Origin of the sequence: Paenibacillus elgii NBRC 100335 (assembly GCF_004000865.1) — a bacterium.
Lineage (GTDB): Bacteria > Bacillota > Bacilli > Paenibacillales > NBRC-103111 > Paenibacillus_G > Paenibacillus_G elgii.
This window is the reverse complement of record NZ_BIMB01000001.1, coordinates 262,672-282,362: the sequence shown is the minus strand read 5'-3', so window position 1 is coordinate 282,362 and position 19,691 is coordinate 262,672. Positions and strand designations below refer to the sequence as shown.

The 19,691-nt window shown below is 55.9% G+C and carries 15 protein-coding genes and 1 riboswitch; of the genes, 10 read left to right on the top strand and 5 right to left on the bottom strand.

Translation table 11 applies throughout. From position 1 onward, the window contains the following. The first annotated feature begins 320 nt into the window (after window positions 1-320). Window positions 321-1,100, top strand: coding sequence for an SDR family oxidoreductase (locus tag PEL01S_RS01370; protein ID WP_127458976.1), 780 nt, complete (start codon window positions 321-323; stop codon window positions 1,098-1,100). A gap of 132 nt (window positions 1,101-1,232) precedes the next feature. Next, window positions 1,233-2,174 carry an MsnO8 family LLM class oxidoreductase gene (locus PEL01S_RS01365; protein WP_127458975.1) on the top strand — a complete coding sequence of 314 codons (942 nt, stop codon included), beginning with the start codon at window positions 1,233-1,235 and terminating at the stop codon, window positions 2,172-2,174. On the opposite strand, the gene PEL01S_RS01360 is transcribed toward PEL01S_RS01365, so the two are convergent. Then, window positions 2,161-2,463 (bottom strand): hypothetical protein, encoded by a 303-nt coding sequence (locus tag PEL01S_RS01360; RefSeq protein WP_127458974.1) that lies wholly within the window; start codon window positions 2,461-2,463, stop codon window positions 2,161-2,163. The genes PEL01S_RS01365 and PEL01S_RS01360 overlap by 14 nt on opposite strands. An 86-nt stretch (window positions 2,464-2,549) precedes the next feature. Between PEL01S_RS01360 and pepF the strand changes: the two genes are divergently transcribed. Together pepF and PEL01S_RS01350 are read left to right on the top strand one after the other, a co-directional pair. Next, entirely contained in the window at window positions 2,550-4,349 is a 1,800-nt protein-coding gene (gene pepF / locus PEL01S_RS01355; protein ID WP_063182113.1) for an oligoendopeptidase F, read from the top strand. A gap of 110 nt (window positions 4,350-4,459) precedes the next feature. Continuing rightward, window positions 4,460-6,904: a S8 family serine peptidase gene (locus tag PEL01S_RS01350; protein WP_127458973.1), complete on the top strand. Its 2,445-nt coding sequence runs from the start codon at window positions 4,460-4,462 to the stop codon at window positions 6,902-6,904. 56 nt (window positions 6,905-6,960) lie between these two features. On the opposite strand, the gene PEL01S_RS01345 is transcribed toward PEL01S_RS01350, so the two are convergent. After that, window positions 6,961-7,449, bottom strand: a complete 489-nt coding sequence (locus PEL01S_RS01345) for an MgtC/SapB family protein (protein ID WP_127458972.1) — start codon at window positions 7,447-7,449, stop codon at window positions 6,961-6,963. A gap of 113 nt (window positions 7,450-7,562) precedes the next feature. Further along, window positions 7,563-7,735: riboswitch (M-box (ykoK) riboswitch) on the top strand. Between the two features lie 352 nt (window positions 7,736-8,087). Here PEL01S_RS01345 and mgtA point away from each other — a divergent pair. Further along, entirely contained in the window at window positions 8,088-10,724 is a 2,637-nt protein-coding gene (gene mgtA, locus PEL01S_RS01340; RefSeq protein ID WP_239551308.1) for a magnesium-translocating P-type ATPase, read from the top strand. A gap of 27 nt (window positions 10,725-10,751) precedes the next feature. Here mgtA and PEL01S_RS01335 read toward each other — a convergent pair whose 3' ends face one another. Next, the gene (locus tag PEL01S_RS01335) at window positions 10,752-11,417 is read right to left on the bottom strand and encodes a DUF1232 domain-containing protein (RefSeq protein ID WP_063182119.1); all 666 of its coding nucleotides are present in this window, start codon (window positions 11,415-11,417) and stop codon (window positions 10,752-10,754) included. A 130-nt stretch (window positions 11,418-11,547) separates the two neighbouring features. Between PEL01S_RS01335 and ytaF the strand changes: the two genes are divergently transcribed. Beyond that, the gene (gene ytaF / locus PEL01S_RS01330) at window positions 11,548-12,183 is read left to right on the top strand and encodes a sporulation membrane protein YtaF (RefSeq protein WP_108533248.1); all 636 of its coding nucleotides are present in this window, start codon (window positions 11,548-11,550) and stop codon (window positions 12,181-12,183) included. A 138-nt stretch (window positions 12,184-12,321) separates the two neighbouring features. Here ytaF and yfbR read toward each other — a convergent pair whose 3' ends face one another. After that, window positions 12,322-12,903 carry a 5'-deoxynucleotidase gene (gene yfbR / locus PEL01S_RS01325; RefSeq protein WP_063182123.1) on the bottom strand — a complete coding sequence of 194 codons (582 nt, stop codon included), beginning with the start codon at window positions 12,901-12,903 and terminating at the stop codon, window positions 12,322-12,324. A 51-nt stretch (window positions 12,904-12,954) separates the two neighbouring features. Next, a complete protein-coding gene (locus PEL01S_RS01320; RefSeq protein WP_127458970.1) occupies window positions 12,955-14,106 on the bottom strand; it encodes a polysaccharide deacetylase family protein in 1,152 nt (383 codons plus the stop codon). Between the two features lie 269 nt (window positions 14,107-14,375). Between PEL01S_RS01320 and PEL01S_RS01315 the strand changes: the two genes are divergently transcribed. From PEL01S_RS01315 to PEL01S_RS01300, 4 genes are all read left to right on the top strand, one after another. Further along, window positions 14,376-15,911: a fumarate hydratase gene (locus tag PEL01S_RS01315; RefSeq protein WP_127458969.1), complete on the top strand. Its 1,536-nt coding sequence runs from the start codon at window positions 14,376-14,378 to the stop codon at window positions 15,909-15,911. A gap of 9 nt (window positions 15,912-15,920) precedes the next feature. Continuing rightward, window positions 15,921-16,916, top strand: a complete 996-nt coding sequence (locus PEL01S_RS01310) for a bile acid:sodium symporter family protein (protein ID WP_174806882.1) — start codon at window positions 15,921-15,923, stop codon at window positions 16,914-16,916. Between the two features lie 61 nt (window positions 16,917-16,977). Further along, the gene (gene pnpS, locus PEL01S_RS01305; protein WP_127458968.1) at window positions 16,978-18,777 is read left to right on the top strand and encodes a two-component system histidine kinase PnpS; all 1,800 of its coding nucleotides are present in this window, start codon (window positions 16,978-16,980) and stop codon (window positions 18,775-18,777) included. A 96-nt stretch (window positions 18,778-18,873) separates the two neighbouring features. Further along, entirely contained in the window at window positions 18,874-19,593 is a 720-nt protein-coding gene (locus PEL01S_RS01300) for a response regulator transcription factor (RefSeq protein ID WP_108533243.1), read from the top strand. The last annotated feature ends 98 nt before the right edge of the window (window positions 19,594-19,691 follow it).

Sequence of the window (19,691 nt, the reverse complement as noted above, 5' to 3'; positions counted from 1 at the left end):
ATGGAATCTCGGGGGCGCTTCCGGCCTGTTTGGATTGACCGGTCACTGCCGTTCTTGTACAATCAGGATAGAGATGCAGGAAAGGGGAATTTTTCCGATGGCAGGCACTTTGTAATGGTTGACGAACCGGATAGCGCACGATCCCGATCGGTTTAACGGGAGAGGTGTGCCTGTCTGTCACCATTACAGGGACGCTATGGGAACGAGCCCGACACCCGGCAAGCGGATACCTTATGGTATCCGCTTTTTTAGTTCAGCCGGGAATAGTTGCATCTCCGGCAGCTCACACCGCCGCGTCTCCATCTACAGGAGGAGATCGTATGAACAAGAAAAGACTGCAAGGCAAAATCGCCATTGTGACGGGAGTGAGCCGCCGTAGGGGCATCGGGAGCGCCATTGCCCGCGCGCTGGCGGAAGAAGGCGCCGATCTGTTTTTTACCCATTGGCGCAAATATGACGAAGTTCAGCCTTATGGAAGCGAGTGGGAGTGGCCGAAGCAGATGACCGAGGAGCTTGTCGCACTCGGCGTAAGGGCAGGGTCAATGGAATTGGATTTATCTGACCAAGCTTCGGCGATTCGGCTGCTGGATGAAGTGCAGCACCGGCTGGGCACCCCGTTTATATTGATCAATAACGCAACGCATTGTGAAGAAGTCGGTTTCGAGGCGCTGAACGCAGATATTCTCGATGCGCATCACGCCGTCAATGTTCGCGGCACTTGTATGCTTTCGGTGGAATTTGCCCGCAGGTTAAGAGGGGGGAGGGGCGGACGGATCATCAATCTGGTATCGGGACAAGACAAAGGCCCGATGCCGGGGAATCTGGCCTATGTTGCGACCAAAGGGGCCATCTCGGCGTTTACCGTCTCGCTCGCGGCGGAACTGGCCCCGCACCGGATCACGGTCAATGCGGTCGATCCCGGACCGACCGATTCGGGCTGGATGGACGAAGCGCTGAAGCGGACGCTGCTTCCCAAATTTCCGATGGGACGCATCGGACAGCCGGATGATGCCGCACGGTTGATCCGGTTCCTGGCCGGCGACGACGCCCGGTGGGTGACGGGACAGATTATTCACTCGGACGGCGGATTTTGGGACTGAGGCTTTTTCCCCTGACGATGATCCTGAAGGTCCGAAGCCAATCCGTCATGCGGCAAAGTTGATGCTGCGGCAGATGTTGGATAAACTTAGGGAGTAATGAAGCAAGCCCTGAGAGAGGAGCAATGGACGCACATGAAGCTAAGCCTGCTGGATCTTGTTCCTTTGCTTGAGGGGGCGGATGCCGCGACCGCTTTGGCGCAAGCGCGCCGACTTGCGCAGACGGCGGAGAAGCTGGGGTATTCACGCTACTGGGCCGCGGAGCATCACGATATGCCGGGGCTGGCCTGCCCTGCGCCGGAAGTGCTGCTGTCGCATATCGGGGCGCACACAGAGCGGATACGGCTCGGCTCCGGGGCGCTGCTGCTGCCGCATTACAAGCCGATCAAGGTGGCTGAAACGTTTCGGCTGCTCGCGGCTTTGTATCCCGGGCGGATTGATCTCGGAATCGGCCGGGCCCCGGGAGGGTCGGCGCATACGAGCATGGAGCTGAGCGGCAATTTTTTGGAAAATGTCCGGCAGCTGCCCGAATCGCTTCGTTCTTTGTCCGCCTTCCTTGCCGACGAATTTCGCGTGGAGGATGTGCCGGTCAGGGCCATGCCCGTTCCTCCTGCCGCCCCGGAGGTGTGGCTGCTCGGGACGAATCAGAAGAGCGCCTCGTATGCTGCAGAGTTCGGGACCGGATACGTCTTCGGCCAATTCATGAGCGATCGGGACGGGGCGGAAGTGCTTTCCGCCTATGTCCGGGAGTTCCGGCCAACGTCCTTGGGAGCCGCCCCGCGTGCAATCATGGCCGTGAACGTCCTCTGCGCGGATACGGAAGAGGAGGCGCACAAGCTCGCGTCTGAAGCGAAGCGGCTGCTGCAGCCGGAGGGCGGCAGCGGAACGGACCGGCCCAAGCCGATGATCGGAACGCCGGGACAAGTGAAGGCGGCATTGGAGCAGCTGCAGAGGGATTGCGGTGTCGACGAATTTATGATCGTGACGCTGGGGCCCGATTACGAAAGCCGCTTATGTTCGTATGAGCTTTTGGCGGACGCCGTATGGGGAGCCGCGGGAGGTATCAGCACAGCTTGAACCGTTCGATGTGCTCCCCGAGCCCTTCTTTCTGCAAAATTTCGATCTGCCTCGGTCCGATCAGGTCGTAGTGCGGGAAGCTTTCGCGGTCGTGGATATACCGGGGATTCAGTCCGTTGGCTTCGCACCATGCGACGAGCCGGTTCATATCCGAGCATCCGACCTTGGTGACCGAATGAAACTGCGGGAACCGCGGGTCGAACCAAAAATGGGTTAAAAAAGCGATCTCTCCGCGAGTGACCGCTTCTTTCCACTGAACGAGCTCTTTTCTTTTAATACCGAATGCCATAAGCCGGTCATCCTTATCGAAGATTTCATTTTATTTTATTATGACGGATGCAACGGTCTACTTCAAATGTAAAGGAGAAAGCGAAAATGAAAGAGAGAAAAAGAAGAGATCAGGTCGAGCCGCAATCCACTTGGAATTTGGCCGATTTATATGCGGGAGACGCAGCCTGGGAAGCCGAGATGACCGGCATCGCCGAAGCTCTCCCGTCTATAGAGCGCTTTCAAGGGAAGCTACGCGAAGGGGCCGGCCTGCTTCTGGAATGTCTGGAAGCCCAGGAGGCGCTGCACGTGCGGCTTTTGCGCGCCGCTACATATGCCCGCTTGCAGCTGTCCGGCGACGGAACGAATCCGGCGTATCAAGCGAATTCTGCCCGGGTCGGAGATGTCGCTGCGCAAGCGGGGGCTGCGCTTTCGTTCATCCGCTCGGAGCTGCTGGAGCTGCCGGACGGGTGGCTGGAGCGTTACATAGGAGAGGAACCGAAATTGGAATCGTTCCGCAAAAGCTTGACGGATCTGCTGGAAACGAAGCCCCATCGGCTTCAGGCGGAAACGGAAGCGGTCCTGGCGTCGCTCGGGGAAGTGCTAGGCGCTCCCTATACGATCTACCAGCGTAGCAAGCTGTCGGACATGTCCTTCGCTTCCGTAGAGGACGGCGAGGGCGTAACGCGGCCGGTTTCGTTCGCGCTGTACGAAACCGATTACGAGCTGTCACCGGATACCGTGCTGCGCCGGAATGCTTACCAGTCGTTTACCGGGACGTTGGAGTCTTACCAGAATACGTTTGCCTCTGTATACGCCGCCGAAGTGAAGAAGCAGACGGTTATTTCCCGGCTGCGCGGCTACGAATCCGTGACGCATATGCTGCTCCAGCCGCAGCAGGTCACGATTCCGATGTATCATAACATCCTTGATATTATCCGTACGGAGCTGGCACCGCACATGCGGCGGTTGGCCCGGCTGAAGCAGCGGGTGCTCGGATTGGACCGCATCCGGTTCTGCGACTTAAAAGCTCCGCTCGATCCTGAATTCAGTCCTTCGGTCACGTTCGAAGAGGCGGGGCGGACGATTCTGGACGCTCTGCGGATAATGGGGCCCGAATATACGGAGCTTATGGAGCTGGCGCTGACCGGGCGCTGGATCGATTACGCCGACAATATCGGCAAGTCGACCGGTGCCTTCTGCTCGAGTCCGTACAGCACGCATTCCTACATCCTGATCACGTGGGCGGGCAACATGCGCAGCGCCTTTACGCTGGCGCACGAGCTGGGGCATGCGGGCCATCTGATGCTGGCCGCGCGCAATCAGCGGTATACGAACTACAGACCGTCCACCTATTTTATCGAAGCGCCATCGACGATGAACGAGCTGCTTCTCGCCCGGCATCTGATGGAGCAGTCTGACGATCCGCGTCTGAAACGCTGGGTGATTCTTCAGCTTCTGAACACCTACTATCACAATTTCGTCACGCACCTGCTGGAAGGCGACATGCAGAGAAGGGTGTACGAGGCGGCGGAAGCGGGCAAGGCGCTAACGGCGAAAAAGCTCCGCGAGCTGAAGGGAAGCGTGCTGTCGGAATTCTGGGGAGATGCAGTCGACATCGACGCGGGAGCGGAATTAACCTGGATGCGCCAGCCGCATTATTATATGGGGCTATATCCGTATACATACGCCGCAGGCTTAACGGCCTCGACGGCCGTGGCCGAGCTCATCCGCGAGGAAGGGCAGCCGGCCGTGGACCGCTGGCTTGACGTGCTTAAGGCCGGGGGCACGATGCGGCCGCTTGAGCTGATGAAGCTCGCCGGCGTCGATATGTCCGAGCCGCAGCCGATTCGCAGCGCGGTCGCCTATGTCGGTTCTTTGATTGACGAACTGGAGCAGCTGTTTTAATAAGGATGCCTGATAAAAAATTTAACATCACCGTCACTCTCTGTATTTTACTCCTATGGTCATTTTGCATTCCACTTCCTTCCATAGCGGTGGCCGAGGAAGCGAGGGATGTGCAGATCTCGGCTTACCCTACGGACCCGTTGGTGGAGAAGCAAGCCTATTTGCAGCAAATTCATATGAGCGAGGCTTGGGATGTCGCGACCGGAAACGACTCGATCGTGATTGCGATCGTGGATACGGGCGTCGATTTGAACCATCCGGATCTTATGCCGAATTTGGTGAAAGGAATCAATTTGATCGAGCCCGGCCAGCCGCCGAGCGACGACAACGGACACGGCACAAATGTCGCCGGAATCATCGGCGCTGCGGCGAACAACGATAAAGGAATCGCCGGCATTTTATGGAAGGCCAAGCTGATGCCCGTGAAGGCCGTAGAGAACGATGGCACGGGCAGCGAAGCCAAATTGGGCGAGGGCATCCGCTACGCCGTCGACCATGGGGCCAAAATCGTTGTACTGTCGCTCGGCTTGAACAAGTATTCGGACTACATGAGCGAAATCGTGCGCTATGCCGAGGCGAAGGGAGTTCTGCTCGTCGCCGCTACCGGTAACGAGGGAAACAGCGTCAAATACCCGGCGGCGTATTCTACCGTTCTGGCCGTCGGCGGAATGGCGGCGGACAGGAAGGCGCATAAGCTGTCCAACAGCGGCCCCGAGGTAGATCTGGTGGCGCCGTGGGACGTTTTTACGACGGCGATCGGCGGGAGATACGAGCAAAAGGACGGCACCTCCATGGCGGCGCCTCAGGTTGCAGCTGTTTGTGCACTGGCCTGGGCCAAGTATCCCTGGATGAAGCCGTATCAAATTCGCAGCCTGCTCCGGCAAACGGCCGAGGACCTCAGCGGGAACGGCTGGAGTCCCGGGACCGGCTACGGCCTGCTGCGCGCCGACCGCGTTCTAAAGGACCCTTATTCGGAGCATATGTACAAGCGGAACGACCGGAAGGAGCAGGCCACTCCCATCTCGGTCAGCAAAACGGTCAGCGGCTTGTTTGAGAACGGGAACGATCCGAACTGGTTTACCTTCGAGGCGCCTTACGACGGCAGCGTTAAGCTGGAGCTGGAGTTGGACCCGAAGGAGGAGATAGCCGTTACGCATACGGATGCCGGAGGAGGCGTTAAAGATTATTCTTTAAGCGCAGCGGTGCCGGTCACAATGCCGGTGAAGAAAGGTAAAAGCTACTTGAAGCTGCAGCTCAAAAATGCCGCCGCCAAGCGCAAGCTTGAATTCAAGCTCACGACCTCCTTTGAAATTTATAAGGATGCCTATGCGGATAACGGCAAGCAGTACAAGGCCTACGTGCTTCCGGCGCAAAGCCAGACCTTGAAAGGAACGTTTCACCGGAACAACGATCAGGATTGGTACATGCTCCCGATTACGCAAACCGGCAAGCTGAGCGTCCGGTTATCCGTCGATACGAACCGGATGGACCCGGTGCTGTTCGTTCAAAAGAGAGGGGAAAAAGGCAAGACGATCGACGAAGGCGGCGAAGGGGAGTCCGAATATTTTCCGGAGACGGACGTTTATCCGGGCGACTATTACATCCGCGTCAGCAATGCCGAAGGCTACATCCCTCCCATCACGGGGGAATACACGCTTGCAATCCAATACAAGCCTAAGCTGCTCGACCCGAACGGTCCGCACGATAAGGCGTACTCGGCAACGGTCATGCAGCCCGGAACGAAATATCAGGGGCTATTGGGCAAGAGCGGCGGCGCAAACTGGTTTTCGGTGAACATCGACGAGGAGAGCCTGGTCGAGCTTCGTTTATCCGGCATTCCGCAGAACATACGGATGACGATGTCCACCTATAACGGCACGCTCAAGCCGATCGACTCCGTCACGAATCCGGACGGCACGTTGGAGGCACGGCTCAGTCAGCTTTGGCAGCCGGGCGTTTATTACATCCGCTTAACGGCGGACGCGGCATTCGATGACCGATTCTACGAGCTGAAAGCCGAGGTTAAGCCGCTGGTTGGCGGATATGCCGACATTAAAGGGCATTGGGCCGAGGCGGTGATCAAGCAGGCGTCCGGGCGGAAAATCATCGACGGGTATGATCAATACCGGTTCATGCCGGATCGGCCGATTACGCGGGCGGAGGCTGCGGCGGTGCTTGTCCGAGGTTTAGGGCTGACGAAACAAAAGGAAGTCCGCTATACGGATGTTGGACCCGATCATTGGGCTTACCCGTTTATCGCCAAAGCAGCGCAGGCGGAGATCATCGACGGTTATCCCGACGGATCGCTGGCCCCGGACCGGTACCTTACCCGGATGGAAATGGCTGCCATGCTGGCAAGAAGCATGAAGATGAGCGGGAAACAAAGAGGAGCGTCGCCTTTTGCAGATGTAAAAGAGACGGATTGGGGAGTAGGCATTTTGAAGCAGCTGAAAGCGGAAGGCTGGATTACCGGCTTCCCGGACGGAACGTTCCGTCCGGACAACCAGGCGACGCGGGCTGAATTTGTGACCTTGCTGACGCGAACGATGAATTGATCAAAAAGCGTACACGGACAACAGAACAACTCCTGCCCGCTGGCCGGCGTTGGAATTTATTCCTCGCCATGATCCATTTTCTTTTTCCGGCCGACAAAAAAATGAGGAAAGCGGTGCGGCAAAATCATAATGATATAGGCCAGCAAGGTTCCAAAAAATCCGGAAAGCAGATGACCGGAACCGATCGTCAGTCCGATCGAAGCGCTTACCCAAATTCCCGCCGCCGTTGGCAAGCCGCGAATAATTCCTTTGCGGTCTCTTAATATGGTTCCGGCCCCCAGAAATCCGACGCCGCTGACCACTTGGGCGGAGATTCTATCGGAAATGTTATTGGGCAGGGAAAAGCCAAATAAACCCGCAATGGTAAACAGGCAGGACCCGAAGCAAACGAGAGCGTACAATCGGAAAATGGAGCCCCGGTGCGAGACAGGCAAATCGATATAGGTTTCTCTTTCCCATCCTATAAATCCGCCTGCGATGAAAGCGGCGATCAGCCGCAACGCAATAACGGGAAAATTGTGGATTTCCGCCAAAAAAGTTTCCATCCCGGACTCCTTCGTTTCGGCTTGTATTCTTTTAAAGATTCCCAGGCCTTCGCCTTTTTATAAAAAAGGGTTGACAATTGAACAGCGCGAGCATATGATGAGCTATGTAAATCAGATGACCTCGTTAGGTGAGGCTCCTATACAAACACAGGCCACTGCCCGGAAATATCGAAAGATGCCAATGGGTAGAACAGGAACTGCCGGATTAAGGCTTTTCTTAACGTGGCTAAGAGCGTACCGCGTTCTTTACGTTGTATAGTGCCAAAACTCGACCAGGGGGTTAGCGATGGTGTATTTTTGTGCGCTTATCGAACCCCTCAGGTCAACTGAGGGGTTTTTCATTTTGAGAGGGGGGAAACATGCACATGGACAGTAGCAGTAGTAGTCGATTTCGACGGTTATTTTCTACAAGTCCATATGTCGTAACGAGGAAGAGCCGCGCAGCTGTGGCCCTCCCATGTTTCCCATGCCTCTTTGCCCCTGCTCTTGATCTGGCGGACGGGTATAGTTAGGTATGCTTATTTGACATGGGTTCAGGCGCCATAAGTTTCGCGTTCGTAAGCTACGGGCTCTTTCCTCCAAGGAAAGAGCTTTTTTTGCATTCCATTTTTTACGTAGTGGAGGAACCGAACATGAAAATGAAAACGAACAAAGCGAATGGCGAAGCTTGGAAACACGAAATCTCCGAGCGCCTGTTGAAAGCATCCGAATGCACGATTGAAGAAATGATGGAAGAATTGTCCACGTCCCCGGAAGGACTTCCCCACAGGGTAGCCCAAGAGCGGCTGGAGCAGTACGGAAGCAACCGGATCGCTTACGAAAAACCGCCGGTCTGGTTCGTGCAGCTGCTGCTTTGCTTTAAAAATCCGTTCATTCTGATTTTGCTGGGGCTTGCGCTATTTTCGTATTTTACCGACGACACGGAGGCCGTCATTATTATCGGCACCATGGTATCGATCAGCGTGCTGATTACGTTCACGCAGGAATACCGCTCGATCCGGACGGCGGAAAAGCTGAAGGCGATGGTCAAAACGACCGCAACCGTGACCCGGCAAGCGCTCAAGCAGGAGATCGATATGGAAGATCTCGTTCCCGGGGATATCATTCACCTGTCGGCAGGGGACTTGGTACCGGCGGACGTCCGGCTGCTTCAATCGAAGGACTTGTTCGTCAGTGAATCGGCGCTTACGGGGGAAGCGCTGCCCGTGGAGAAGCAGGATACCTCACCGCGGGGAGCGGCCCGTTCGCGAGTGCAAAATGTTAAATCCCGCAACGCGCTGGAGCTTTCCAATATGTGCTACATGGGCACGAACATCATTAGCGGAACGGCCACGGGGATTGTGGCCTCCGCGGGAGTGTCCACCTACTTCGGCTCCATGGCCAAAACGTTGACGGGCAAACGGCCGCCGACCAGCTTCGATAAGGGAGTCAATAACGTTACCTTCGTCCTGATCCGGTTTATACTCATCATGGTGCCGGTTATTTTCTTCATCAACGGCTTCACGAAAGGAGACTGGTGGGAAGCGTTCTTCTTCGGTCTGTCCGTCGCCGTCGGGCTTACGCCGGAGATGCTGCCGGTGATCGTCACCGCCAATCTGGCGAAAGGCGCTTCCGTCATGGCCCGCAACAAAGTTGTCGTCAAAAAGTTGAACGCGATTCAAAATTTTGGCGCGATGAACATTTTATGCACCGATAAAACAGGGACGCTCACGCAGGATAAAATCATTCTCGAGACGTATTCGGACATACACGGCAACCAAGATCAGACGGTTCTGGAATACGCCTATTTAAACAGCTATCATCAAACGGGCCTGAAAAATTTGCTGGACGTTGCCGTTCTGGAGCACGCGGAATTGACGGACGTTTTGGTAAAAAGGGGGAATTATACAAAAATCGATGAGATTCCGTTCGATTTTAACCGCCGCCGGATGTCGGTTGTGCTGGAAAAAGGCGGGAACGGCCATCTGCTGATTTGCAAGGGAGCGATTGAGGAAATTCTCAGCGTGTGCACGTATGTGTCCGATCAAGGTGAAGTCGTGCCGCTGACGCCGCTGTTCACGGTGAAAGCGCAGCAGCTTGTGCGCAAATGGAATAACGACGGTCTGCGCGTCATTGCCGTGGCTGTGAAGACGACGGAGCGGAATGACGAGCCGTACGGCTTGAAAGATGAGAAGGACCTCGTGCTTGTCGGGTATATCGGCTTCCTGGACCCGCCGAAAGAAACGGCGGCGTCGGCGATCCGGGCGCTGCAGCAAAGCGGCGTGGAGGTTAAAGTATTGACCGGAGACAACGGGGCTGTGGCGAGGAAGGTGTGCCAGGATGTAGGCTTGCAAGTCGACCGGGTTGTGCTGGGGAGCGACATCGAACGGTTGAACGAGGTGCAGCTGGCCGATTTGGCGGAGCGTACGACGGTATTTGCCAAGCTGAACCCGCTCCAGAAGGCGAGAATTGTCAGAGCGCTGCAATCGAGAGGGCATACCGTAGGCTTCATGGGCGACGGTATCAACGACGCGGCGTCGCTGCGGGATGCGGACGTCGGCATTTCCGTGGATACGGCAGTCGATATCGCTAAGGAGTCCGCGGATATCATCCTGCTGGAAAAAAGCTTAATGGTTCTGGAAGCCGGCGTCATCGAAGGGCGCCAGACATTCGGCAACATTGTCAAATATATCAAAATGACGGCCAGCTCCAACTTCGGCAATGTGTTCAGCGTACTGGGCGCCAGCGCCTTCCTGCCTTTTCTGCCCATGCTGCCGATCCATCTGCTGATTCAAAATTTGTTTTACGACATTTCGCAGCTTTCGATTCCGTGGGACCGGATGGATAAGGAGTTTTTGCGCAAGCCGAGAAAATGGGATGCCAAATCGGTCGGCCGATTTATGCTATTTATCGGTCCGATCAGCTCCATTTTCGATTACGCCACCTATTTCCTGATGTATTACGTGTTTGCGGCCAATACGAGTGAGGCGCAATCGCTGTTTCAATCCGGCTGGTTTATCGAAGGGCTCTTGTCGCAAACCTTGATCGTGCATATGATTCGTACGGAGAAAATTCCGTTTTTCCAAAGCCGGGCGAGCTTCCCCGTCATTTTGCTGACCAGCCTCATCATTATGGCGGGCATCTATATTCCGTTCTCGGCCTTCGGGGCCAGCATCGGTCTGCAGCCGCTGTCGCTGAGCTATTTCCCTTGGCTGGTCGGAATCTTGCTAAGCTACTGCGTGCTGACGCAGCTGGTAAAAACATGGTATATCCGCAAATTCAACGAGTGGCTGTAGGATACATTTCGAAACAGGACCGACGGTTTACGGTTCGATTTTATCCGCCGCCGATTGGGATAGCCGGCCGGTCACAATCTGAACGGCGATGGCATCGTCCAGATACCCCAAGGGAAAGACGTAATCGGGGATGATATCCGCCGACAAAATAAAGTAAAGCAGAGCGCTGCCGGCGATCGCGCGCCTCTCCGGCGTCGTGTCCTCCCGGCAGTACAGCTCATACAATTGCCTCAGCTCGTCGATAAAAGGCCCGGCGCCATTGACGCTTTCCACCTTCGTGCGGAAATCATCGACGATGATCCGCTGTCCTTCTTCGGTCATCGCATATTGCTCGTATTTGCTCAATTCCTTGCTGACGAGCTCGGTTGTGAACTGCCGATCGAATAAGTTGGACGACAGAAGAACATCCTTGATGCTTTCGACGGAGGCGTAAATATCCGAGCTTTGCTCTGACTGGCGGGACCCGACGTCGAACCCGGCCGCTTGAAACAGCTGCTCCGTCGGAACGCCGAGATGGACGGCGAACTGCTGCAGGTGGTCGGGCTTTGCCTGCTGCTTGCCGTTGACGATACGCGAGATCGTTGCCGTATCGATTCCGGTAAGCAGGCTCAGCTTGCGCATGGATAAAGAGCGGCCTTTTAACAATGATTTTAAGGTCGAACCCAGCTCCGGTTCTTTTTTCATGTCGGTCATCGCCATTCCTCCCGATTGCTTGTGTTGAGCCAGCATGTTGAAAAAATCTCAACAGTGTTGAGACGGATAGGCACATTTTTACCGAATCCTCAATATGATGCCAATATAAAGTAAAAAGGAGTGAAACAACATGACTTGGTTGCTTATCGTAGGCTTTGCCGTCTCGTCGAGTCTGGATAATTTGGGTGCAGGTATATCCTATGGGATCCGGCGAATCCGCGTCGGCGTATTATCGAATTTGATCATCGCCATGATTTGTTTTACGTTCAGCGAATCGGGGATTTTATTCGGACAGTGGCTTTCGGAGGTGCTTCCGGGAATTCTTCCTGTATTGATCAGTGCCTTCATCATGATGGTCATCGGGCTGCGCATCGTTTTGTTGGCCATCCCGCGAAAACAATCAACGCCTCCCGAGGAAAAAGAGGACCAGTCCGACGCCTCTTCGTTAAAAGATCTCCTGCAGCATCCCGAAAAAGCCGACAAGGATAAATCCGGCTCCATCGGGGTCGGCGAATCGGTTGTTCTAGGCATCGCGCTTTCGGCGAATGCCGTCACGAACGGTCTTAGCGCAGGGCTGATGGGCTTGTCGCCGCTTGCCATCTCGCTCACGGCTGCGCAAGGAAGCTTCATTACGATCTGGATCGGCGTCGTGATCGGCCGGAAAGTGGCGGGAGTCCGCATCGGGTCCTTCACCTTAGGACAATTCGGCACGCTGATCAGCGGCGTTATCCTTCTGATGATTGCATGCAACTCCCTGTTTGACTAAGGAAACGGCCCCCGGCTACTTGTCTTTACTATACTACGGGCTGCGGCCGCTTGTTATGACAGGAAAGGAACGAAAGATAATAGAAAAGCAGTCCGGCGCGGGTTCATTCATCGCGTCGGACTGCTCTTTTCGTTCGGACTATAGTTCGTCGAGCGTCTTCTCCAGGCTCGGGGCCAGGTGCTGCAGGAAATAGTCCAGCTCGGGCATGTTCATCTCCTCAATCGATTGCTCGATCTGCTTCTTCGCCATGGCGAATTCACGGTTGCCCGCAGACAGCTCGGACACGCATTTGAGATAGGCGTCCAGAAGATCGGCGCCCTTGACGTATTTTTTCAGCTCGGGGTCGGCATCCTTTTTCGCAACGATCAGCGGATCATACACTTTTCGCAGCGGCTCCGGAACCATGTCCACCAGACGCTCGGCGGCAAGCTGCTCGATCTCGCGGAAGTTGGAAAGAATCTTCGGATTGTGGTGCTTCACCGGCGTCGGAATGTCTCCCGTAAAAACCTCCGTCGCGTCGTGGAACAACGCCATGCTGACGGCGCGTTCCGTCGGCACCTGCTTGCCGTACACCTCGTTGGCGATCGTGCACAGTACATGAGTCAGAATCGAGACGTGAAACGAGTGCTCGGCGACATTTTCCTTCAGCACGTTCCGCATGAGGCTCCAGCGTTCGATATACCGCAGCCGGTACAAGTAAGCTAAAAAATGACTTTCCATCCATCATCATCCTAAATTATGAATTCAGCTTCGGCTTCATGCGCGATCCGGTCAAGGCTTCGTATCGATCGTTTGGCGCAAGGCGAAGCTTTGTACATTTGGATTATACACGATTTGTCCCCCGACCGCCTGTTCTAAATCTTTCAGACTGATGAAGATTTTATTGTTTTTCCATGTCAGTGGCTTGTGAAGCGCCAGCGTCCGGCCGTCCGGCGCGGTTAGCTTTGTGCTGCCTGCCGCGCCGCTCCAGTTATGCGCTCCGAAGCCGATCTGCACGGTGCCGTCATGGGATTGCGCAACCTTGCCTCCGATTGCGCCGACCGTCTCGGCCAGCGGCACTTCGCTCGTCGGCGGCATCGGGGTGACGACGCGCCGCAGGATCGCTTGATGCAGCCGCTCCGGCGATACTCCACTGTTGCCGGCGTCGATCCGCGGAATTTGCATCCGGTCCACCTCGCGGGTAGCCATCTCCGGGACGACGGTGAACGCGTATTTGATGCCGCCCTGCCGGATATGCTCCATTGCCGGCTTGTCATATATGCCGAAGGGGTAAGCGTATGAATCGACCGGCTCCGTATACAGCTCGCTTAACGCGCCGACGCAAGCTTTCGTATCGCTGACGACCCGCTGCTTGTACTGCTCCTCCGTTTCCTTGACGCCGTCTTTCACCAGCCGGCTGACCAATGCAGCTCCGCCGCCCGGCAGCTTGTAATGAAAATGATGGCTGTGGCATTGAAAATCGGTGAAGTTGGTATCGCTCGTCATTTCCATAATATCGTCCCGCGACATGGACGGAATATAGCTGGCGAGCGGATTTTCCAAATCGCCCGTGATGACGAAATTGACCGCGGGGACGCGCATCTGCTTCAAGAGGGGATAGGCGTTGACATAGAAGCTTTCGTACCCGTCGTCGAACGTTACCAGCACCGCGTTGTTCGGAACCGGCGCTCCTTCCATGTACGCCTTGAATTGCTTCAGCGTGATGAACTGGTACCCTTTGCTTTTGAGATAGGTCAGCTGATCCTTGAGAAGCTGTGCGGTGATCGTCCCGCCGCTCTTGGCGTCGTCGTCGATGTGGTGGTAGATGATCACGGCGACCTGATCTTTATAAAGGACGGTGCTTTTGGCCGCACTCAGCGGCTGGAAGATGAGGCCGAGGCCAAGGAAGGCCAGAAGGACCGCTTGGAGGAGCAGCTTTCTCATGATAGTTCTTAACTCCTTCGGACGTGGTTAAATGGACCTATTCGATTTTTCTACATCATTCGACAAACCTGCCTTCATTTCCTTCAAGAAAGCGCTTTTATGAAAAAATAATGTTTTGTAAAGCCATCCCCTTGAACCGGGCTTTTCCTCCCTTCGGAATCGCGCAAAAACGCGGTGTTGGTCCCCGTCCGAATATGCTATTATAGATTTATGCGTTTCCATGTTATCAAGTAACGTTTTTGCGAAAACGAAAGGAGTCTTTTGCCATCATGCAGCATTTTCAAGAGAGCATCTACCAATTGATCGTCGAAACGTCCACGAACCTTCCGGCCGACGTCCGGGAAGCGATTCAAGCCGCCCGTGCCCGCGAAGATGCAGGAACGCGTTCGGCGCTTTCGCTGTCTACGATTGCAGACAACATTCGGATGGCGGAGTGCAACGTGTCGCCGATTTGTCAGGATACGGGAATGCCGACGTTTATCGTACATTGTCCGGTCGGCGCGAACCAGATCGAGATGAAGAAGCAGATCATTGCCGCCGTCGCCCAAGCGACGAAGGACAGCAAGCTGCGGACGAACTCCGTCGATTCGCTGACCGGCGCGAACAGTGGGGACAACATCGGTCCGGGCACCCCGGTCATCCACTTTGAACAGTGGGAACGGAATGAAATCGAAGCGAAGCTGATCCTCAAGGGCGGCGGCTGTGAAAATAAGAACATTCAATACAGCCTGCCGACCGAGCTCGAAGGCCTCGGCAAAGCGGGCCGCGACCTCGACGGCATCCGCAAATGCATCATGCATGCGGTCTATCAAGCGCAAGGCCAAGGCTGTAGCGCCGGGTTCATCGGCGTAGGCATCGGCGGCGACCGGACGACCGGCTACGAGCTGGCGAAGCACCAGCTGTTCCGGGCGGCGGACGACGTCAATCCGAACGATGAGCTCCGCAAGCTGGAAGACTACATTATGGACAACGCCAACAAGCTGGGCATCGGAACGATGGGCTTCGGCGGTCAAGTGACGCTGCTCGGCTGCAAGGTCGGCGTCATGAACCGGCTGCCGGCCAGCTTCTTTGTCTCCGTTGCGTACAACTGCTGGGCGTTCCGCCGGCAAGGCGTGCTGCTTGATCCGGCAACGGGCGCGATCACGAAGTGGGCATACCGCAAGGGCGAAGAGCTGCCGATGCAGAAGGACGAGCCGGCCGCCGCGTCCGAGTCGGGCGAGCGCCGTGAAGTCGTGCTGCAAACGCCGATCTCCGAGGAGCAGATCCGCCAGCTTCGCGTGGGCGACGTCGTAATCATCAACGGACCGATGCATACGGGCCGCGATGCGCTGCACAAATATTTGATGGATCACGATTCTCCGGTGGATCTGAGCGGCGCGGTAATTTATCACTGCGGACCGGTTATGGCCAAGGATGCAGAAGGAAACTGGATCGTGAAAGCGGCAGGCCCAACGACCAGCATCCGCGAGGAGCCTTACCAAGGTGATATTATTAAGAAGTTCGGCATTCGCGCGGTCATCGGCAAAGGCGGCATGGGCGCCAAAACGCTCAAAGCGCTGCAGGAGCACGGCGCGGTGTACCTGAACGCCATCGGCGGCGCGGCCCAATACTATGCGGAATGCTTTAAGAAAGTGGAAGGCGTCGACTTCATGGAATTCGGCATTCCGGAAGCGATGTGGCATCTCCAAACCGAAGGCTTTGCAGCCATCGTTACTATGGATTCTCACGGAAACAGCCTGCACGCCGACGTCGAGCAGGAGTCGCGCGAGAAGCTGGCCCAGTTCAAAGAACCGGTCTTCGTGTAAGGCCCGGTCATGGGATCATTCGGTATCAGGCTGAACGCCTGGATAGAAAAATATTTGTCCGTCATTGTCCCGGTATCGTTGATACTGGGGTTTCTTTTGTCTCATTATATGAATAGCTGGACGGCGGCGGTGCCGCTGTTGTTCGCCTATTTGACCTTCGTCATGGCAACCGGCTGCAGTTTTGGCCAAATCCGTGAAGCGTTCCAGATGCCGCTGCCGATGGCGCTGACGTTCGTGCTGTCGCATGTCGTGGCGCCGGCGCTCGGTTATGCGATCGGCCGGACCGCCTTCGGCGCGGAATCGCCTTATGTGGTCGGGTTCGTCCTGTTCGCGATCATCCCGCTCGGGGTATCGTCCGTCATCTGGGTTGGACTATCCAAGGGCCATGTGCCGCTCGCTCTGGCCATGATCGTGATCGATTCGGCCCTCAGCCCGTTCGTCATTCCGGCCGCGGTGGAGCTGTTCTTCGGCGAGGCGATCGCGTTCGACCATACGAAGGTGATGCTGGATCTGGTCAAAATCATCGTGGTACCGACGATCCTCGGCGTGCTCGTGAACGAACTGTCCAGGCAGCGCTTCAAGAGCTGGTCGGCTCCCGTCTGCGGCCCAACCTCCAAGCTGGCGCTGGCCGTCGTGGTCATGATCAATGCGGCGGCGATCGAGCCGTATGTGGTGCAGATGAAGAGCGATATGATCGTTGTGATTCCGCTGGTCGTGCTGCTGGTGATCCTGTCGTATCTGATCGGCTTCGCAGGCTCGGTGTGGCTGCGCAAGCCCGAACTTGTCATTGCCATTACGTATTCGTCCGGTATGCGCAACATTTCGCTCGGGCTGGTGCTGGCGCTCGCTTATTTCGAGCCGTTGACCGCGGTGCCCGTCGTTCTGTCGATTTTGATCCAACAGCCGATGGCTACGCTCAATCATTGGTTGATGAAAAAATATTGGCGCTCCTCCCTTTACACAAAATTAACTGGCGCTCCGCCGGCCGAACAAGTACGATATTGAGTAAAAACGTTTGTCGGGACTTTGGCGCCCGCGCAGCTTGCTTGGAGGGAAAACGCACCTTATGAAGATGTTCCGCGCCCGGTTGACCTTGATTTTTATCGCTTTGATCGGCGCTTCCGTGCTGATGGCCGGTTTGTTTATGGCCCAAATGCTGCAGCAATCGTATATCGACTCGCTCAAAACGAATATGGAGCGGGAGCTGCGAATCATCCTCTCGACGATGGATTGGAGCCACCGGGGATCGGAGCCGGAGCTGATGAAGGAGTTCTCGGAGCGCGCCGCCCGGCTGAAGCAGTTTGCCGATGCCCGGGTCACGTATATCCGCGGAGACGGCAAGGTATTGGCCGATTCGGACTCCAATCCGGCGGAGATGGAGAATCACCTGCACCGCGAAGAGATCGAAGCTGCGGCAAGCTCGGGGAAAGTCGGCTACGCGAAGCGCTACAGCAGCACGATCGGTCAAAACATGCTCTACGTCGCGATTCCGGTGCAGATGGGCGACAAGACCGATGGCTATCTGCGGCTTGCGATGAGTCTGGCGGAGGTTGAGCAGTCGATCCGCAAAGTATGGTACGTTCTGCTCGGCGGGCTGTTGGCGGTGTTCCTGCTGGCCGGTCTGATCAGCTACCGCGTCGCCTACGGCATTACGCGGCCGATCGAGCTGATCACGAGCGTCGCGCAGCAGATTACGGACATGAATTACAAGTACCGCGTCCGGCTCAACAAAAAAGACGAGATCGGGCAGCTCGGCCATGCTATCAACCGGATGGCGGACAGTTTGCAGCTGCAGATGAACCGCATTCTGGAGGACGAGAACCGGCTCAAGAGCGTGCTGGAGAACATGATCAGCGGCGTCATGATGATCGACCGGGAAGGCAAGATCGTGCTTCTGAACCGTTCGGCCGAAGACATTCTCGGCTTTTCCGCGCAAGAGCTCTTAGGGAAAAAATTCGATCAGGCTAAACAGCAGTTCGAGTTCACCCAGATGATCCAGGAATGTATCGACGTGCGTGAGCATATCCGGGACGAAATGATTTTCTACTACCCCAGCGAGCGAATTCTGGAGATTAACCTGAGTCCGATCTCGGATTCGAGCCAGGAATGGACCGGGCTTCTCATCGTGCTGCACGATATCACCGCCGTTCGGCGGTTGGAGCGGATGCGTAGCGAATTCGTCGCCAACGTGTCCCACGAGCTGAAGACGCCGATTGCCGCGGTCAAAGGCTTCGCCGAAACGCTGCTGGCCGGAGCGCTGAACGACAAGGAAACGGCGCGATCGTTTCTCCAGATTATCTTCGACGAGAGCGAGCGGCTCAATCGGTTAATCGGGGACATTCTGGAGCTGTCCAAAATCGAATCGAAGCGCATTCCGCTCCAGTTCTCGCCGGTGCATCTGGAAACGTTCGTCGGTCATTGCGTCAACGTAATGCGGACGGAGGCGGCGAAGAAATCGATCGAGCTGGATATGCAGGTGCCCGAAGACATTTATATGGAAGCGGACGAGGACCGGCTGCGGCAAATTTTGATCAACCTGCTCTCCAACGGGATCAACTATACGCCGGAGGGCGGCAAAGTGAAAGTGAAGGTCGAGCAGCTGCTCGGCGGAACGTCAGAGGCGGCGGACGACAAGGTCCGGTTCACGATTGCGGATACGGGGATCGGCATTCCGAAGAAGGATCTGCCGCGCATCTTCGAGCGGTTTTACCGGGTGGACAAGGCGCGTTCCCGCAGCTCCGGGGGCACGGGACTCGGGTTGTCCATCGTCAAGCATCTGGTGGAGCTGCACAAGGGCACGATCCGGGTGGAAAGCGAGGTCGGCGTCGGCACGAAGTTCGAGATCGATATGCCGATGATTCACTGAGCGCAGGCAATTTGAGCCAAAAACCCATTTACCGTTTGTCAATAAATATAGGCTATGTTAAGCTTTAGATATAGAATAAATGCCCGGGGGAGTAACATGCCGCAAAAAATTTTGGTTATTGAGGACGAGCCTACGCTAGCGAGGCTGTTGTCTTATAATCTTACGCAAGAAGGCTACGAAACCAAAGTGGTCGATCACGGAAGCGACGGATTGCAGGCAGCGCTGCAGCATCAGTTCGATCTCATCGTTCTGGACATTATGCTTCCCGGGATGAACGGCTTTGAGATTTTGTCCAAGCTCCGGCAAAAAGGAAACAAAACGCCGGTCATCATCCTGACCGCCCGCAATGCCGAGGAAGAAGTGGTACAGGGGCTCAAATACGGAGCCGACGACTATATTACGAAGCCGTTCGGCGTAGCGGAGCTGTTGGCTCGGGTATCCGCCGTGCTGCGTCGGACGACGGCCGATGACGGCCTGCTGGATAAGCCCGGAAGCGGGGAGAAGGTCATCACTGCGGGCGACCTGTATATTTATCCGGAAAAATACGAGGTGCTGCTCGGCGGCGAGTCGATTCCGCTTCGTCCGAAGGAGTTCGAAGTGCTGCTGTATCTCGTGCAGCGGCCGGGCGTCGTCGTGACGCGAGACGACCTGATGAACATCGTCTGGGGCTTCGACTATATCGGCGGTCAGCGGACGGTGGACGTGCACGTCAGTTCCCTTCGCAAAAAGCTGGAAATGAACCAGCAGTCGGTGCAGATCGAATCGATTCGCGGCGTCGGCTACAAGCTGGTCACTTCGGCAGGTAAAAAAGCATAGCTTATACAGCAGGGAGGAGGCAGCAGATATCGCGGCCTCCTTTTCTTTTGCCTAAGCGGAATTCCTTGGGTCGAATAGTGGCGACCAATATCCATTTC

Bases quoted from the DNA above. Each gene is read 5' to 3' on its own strand.
- PEL01S_RS01345 (WP_127458972.1), bottom strand. From the start codon at position 7,449: ATGGAAACTTTTTTGGCGGAAATCCACAATTTTCCCGTTATTGCGTTG.
- pepF (WP_063182113.1), top strand. From the start codon at position 2,550: ATGAAAGAGAGAAAAAGAAGAGATCAGGTCGAGCCGCAATCCACTTGG.
- yfbR (WP_063182123.1), bottom strand. From the start codon at position 12,903: ATGGAAAGTCATTTTTTAGCTTACTTGTACCGGCTGCGGTATATCGAA.
- pnpS (WP_127458968.1), top strand. From the start codon at position 16,978: ATGAAGATGTTCCGCGCCCGGTTGACCTTGATTTTTATCGCTTTGATC.
- PEL01S_RS01365 (WP_127458975.1), top strand. From the start codon at position 1,233: ATGAAGCTAAGCCTGCTGGATCTTGTTCCTTTGCTTGAGGGGGCGGAT.
- PEL01S_RS01315 (WP_127458969.1), top strand. From the start codon at position 14,376: ATGCAGCATTTTCAAGAGAGCATCTACCAATTGATCGTCGAAACGTCC.
- PEL01S_RS01310 (WP_174806882.1), top strand. From the start codon at position 15,921: ATGGGATCATTCGGTATCAGGCTGAACGCCTGGATAGAAAAATATTTG.
- PEL01S_RS01300 (WP_108533243.1), top strand. From the start codon at position 18,874: ATGCCGCAAAAAATTTTGGTTATTGAGGACGAGCCTACGCTAGCGAGG.
- ytaF (WP_108533248.1), top strand. From the start codon at position 11,548: ATGACTTGGTTGCTTATCGTAGGCTTTGCCGTCTCGTCGAGTCTGGAT.
- PEL01S_RS01360 (WP_127458974.1), bottom strand. From the start codon at position 2,463: ATGGCATTCGGTATTAAAAGAAAAGAGCTCGTTCAGTGGAAAGAAGCG.
- PEL01S_RS01370 (WP_127458976.1), top strand. From the start codon at position 321: ATGAACAAGAAAAGACTGCAAGGCAAAATCGCCATTGTGACGGGAGTG.
- PEL01S_RS01335 (WP_063182119.1), bottom strand. From the start codon at position 11,417: ATGACCGACATGAAAAAAGAACCGGAGCTGGGTTCGACCTTAAAATCA.
- PEL01S_RS01320 (WP_127458970.1), bottom strand. From the start codon at position 14,106: ATGAGAAAGCTGCTCCTCCAAGCGGTCCTTCTGGCCTTCCTTGGCCTC.
- mgtA (WP_239551308.1), top strand. From the start codon at position 8,088: ATGAAAACGAACAAAGCGAATGGCGAAGCTTGGAAACACGAAATCTCC.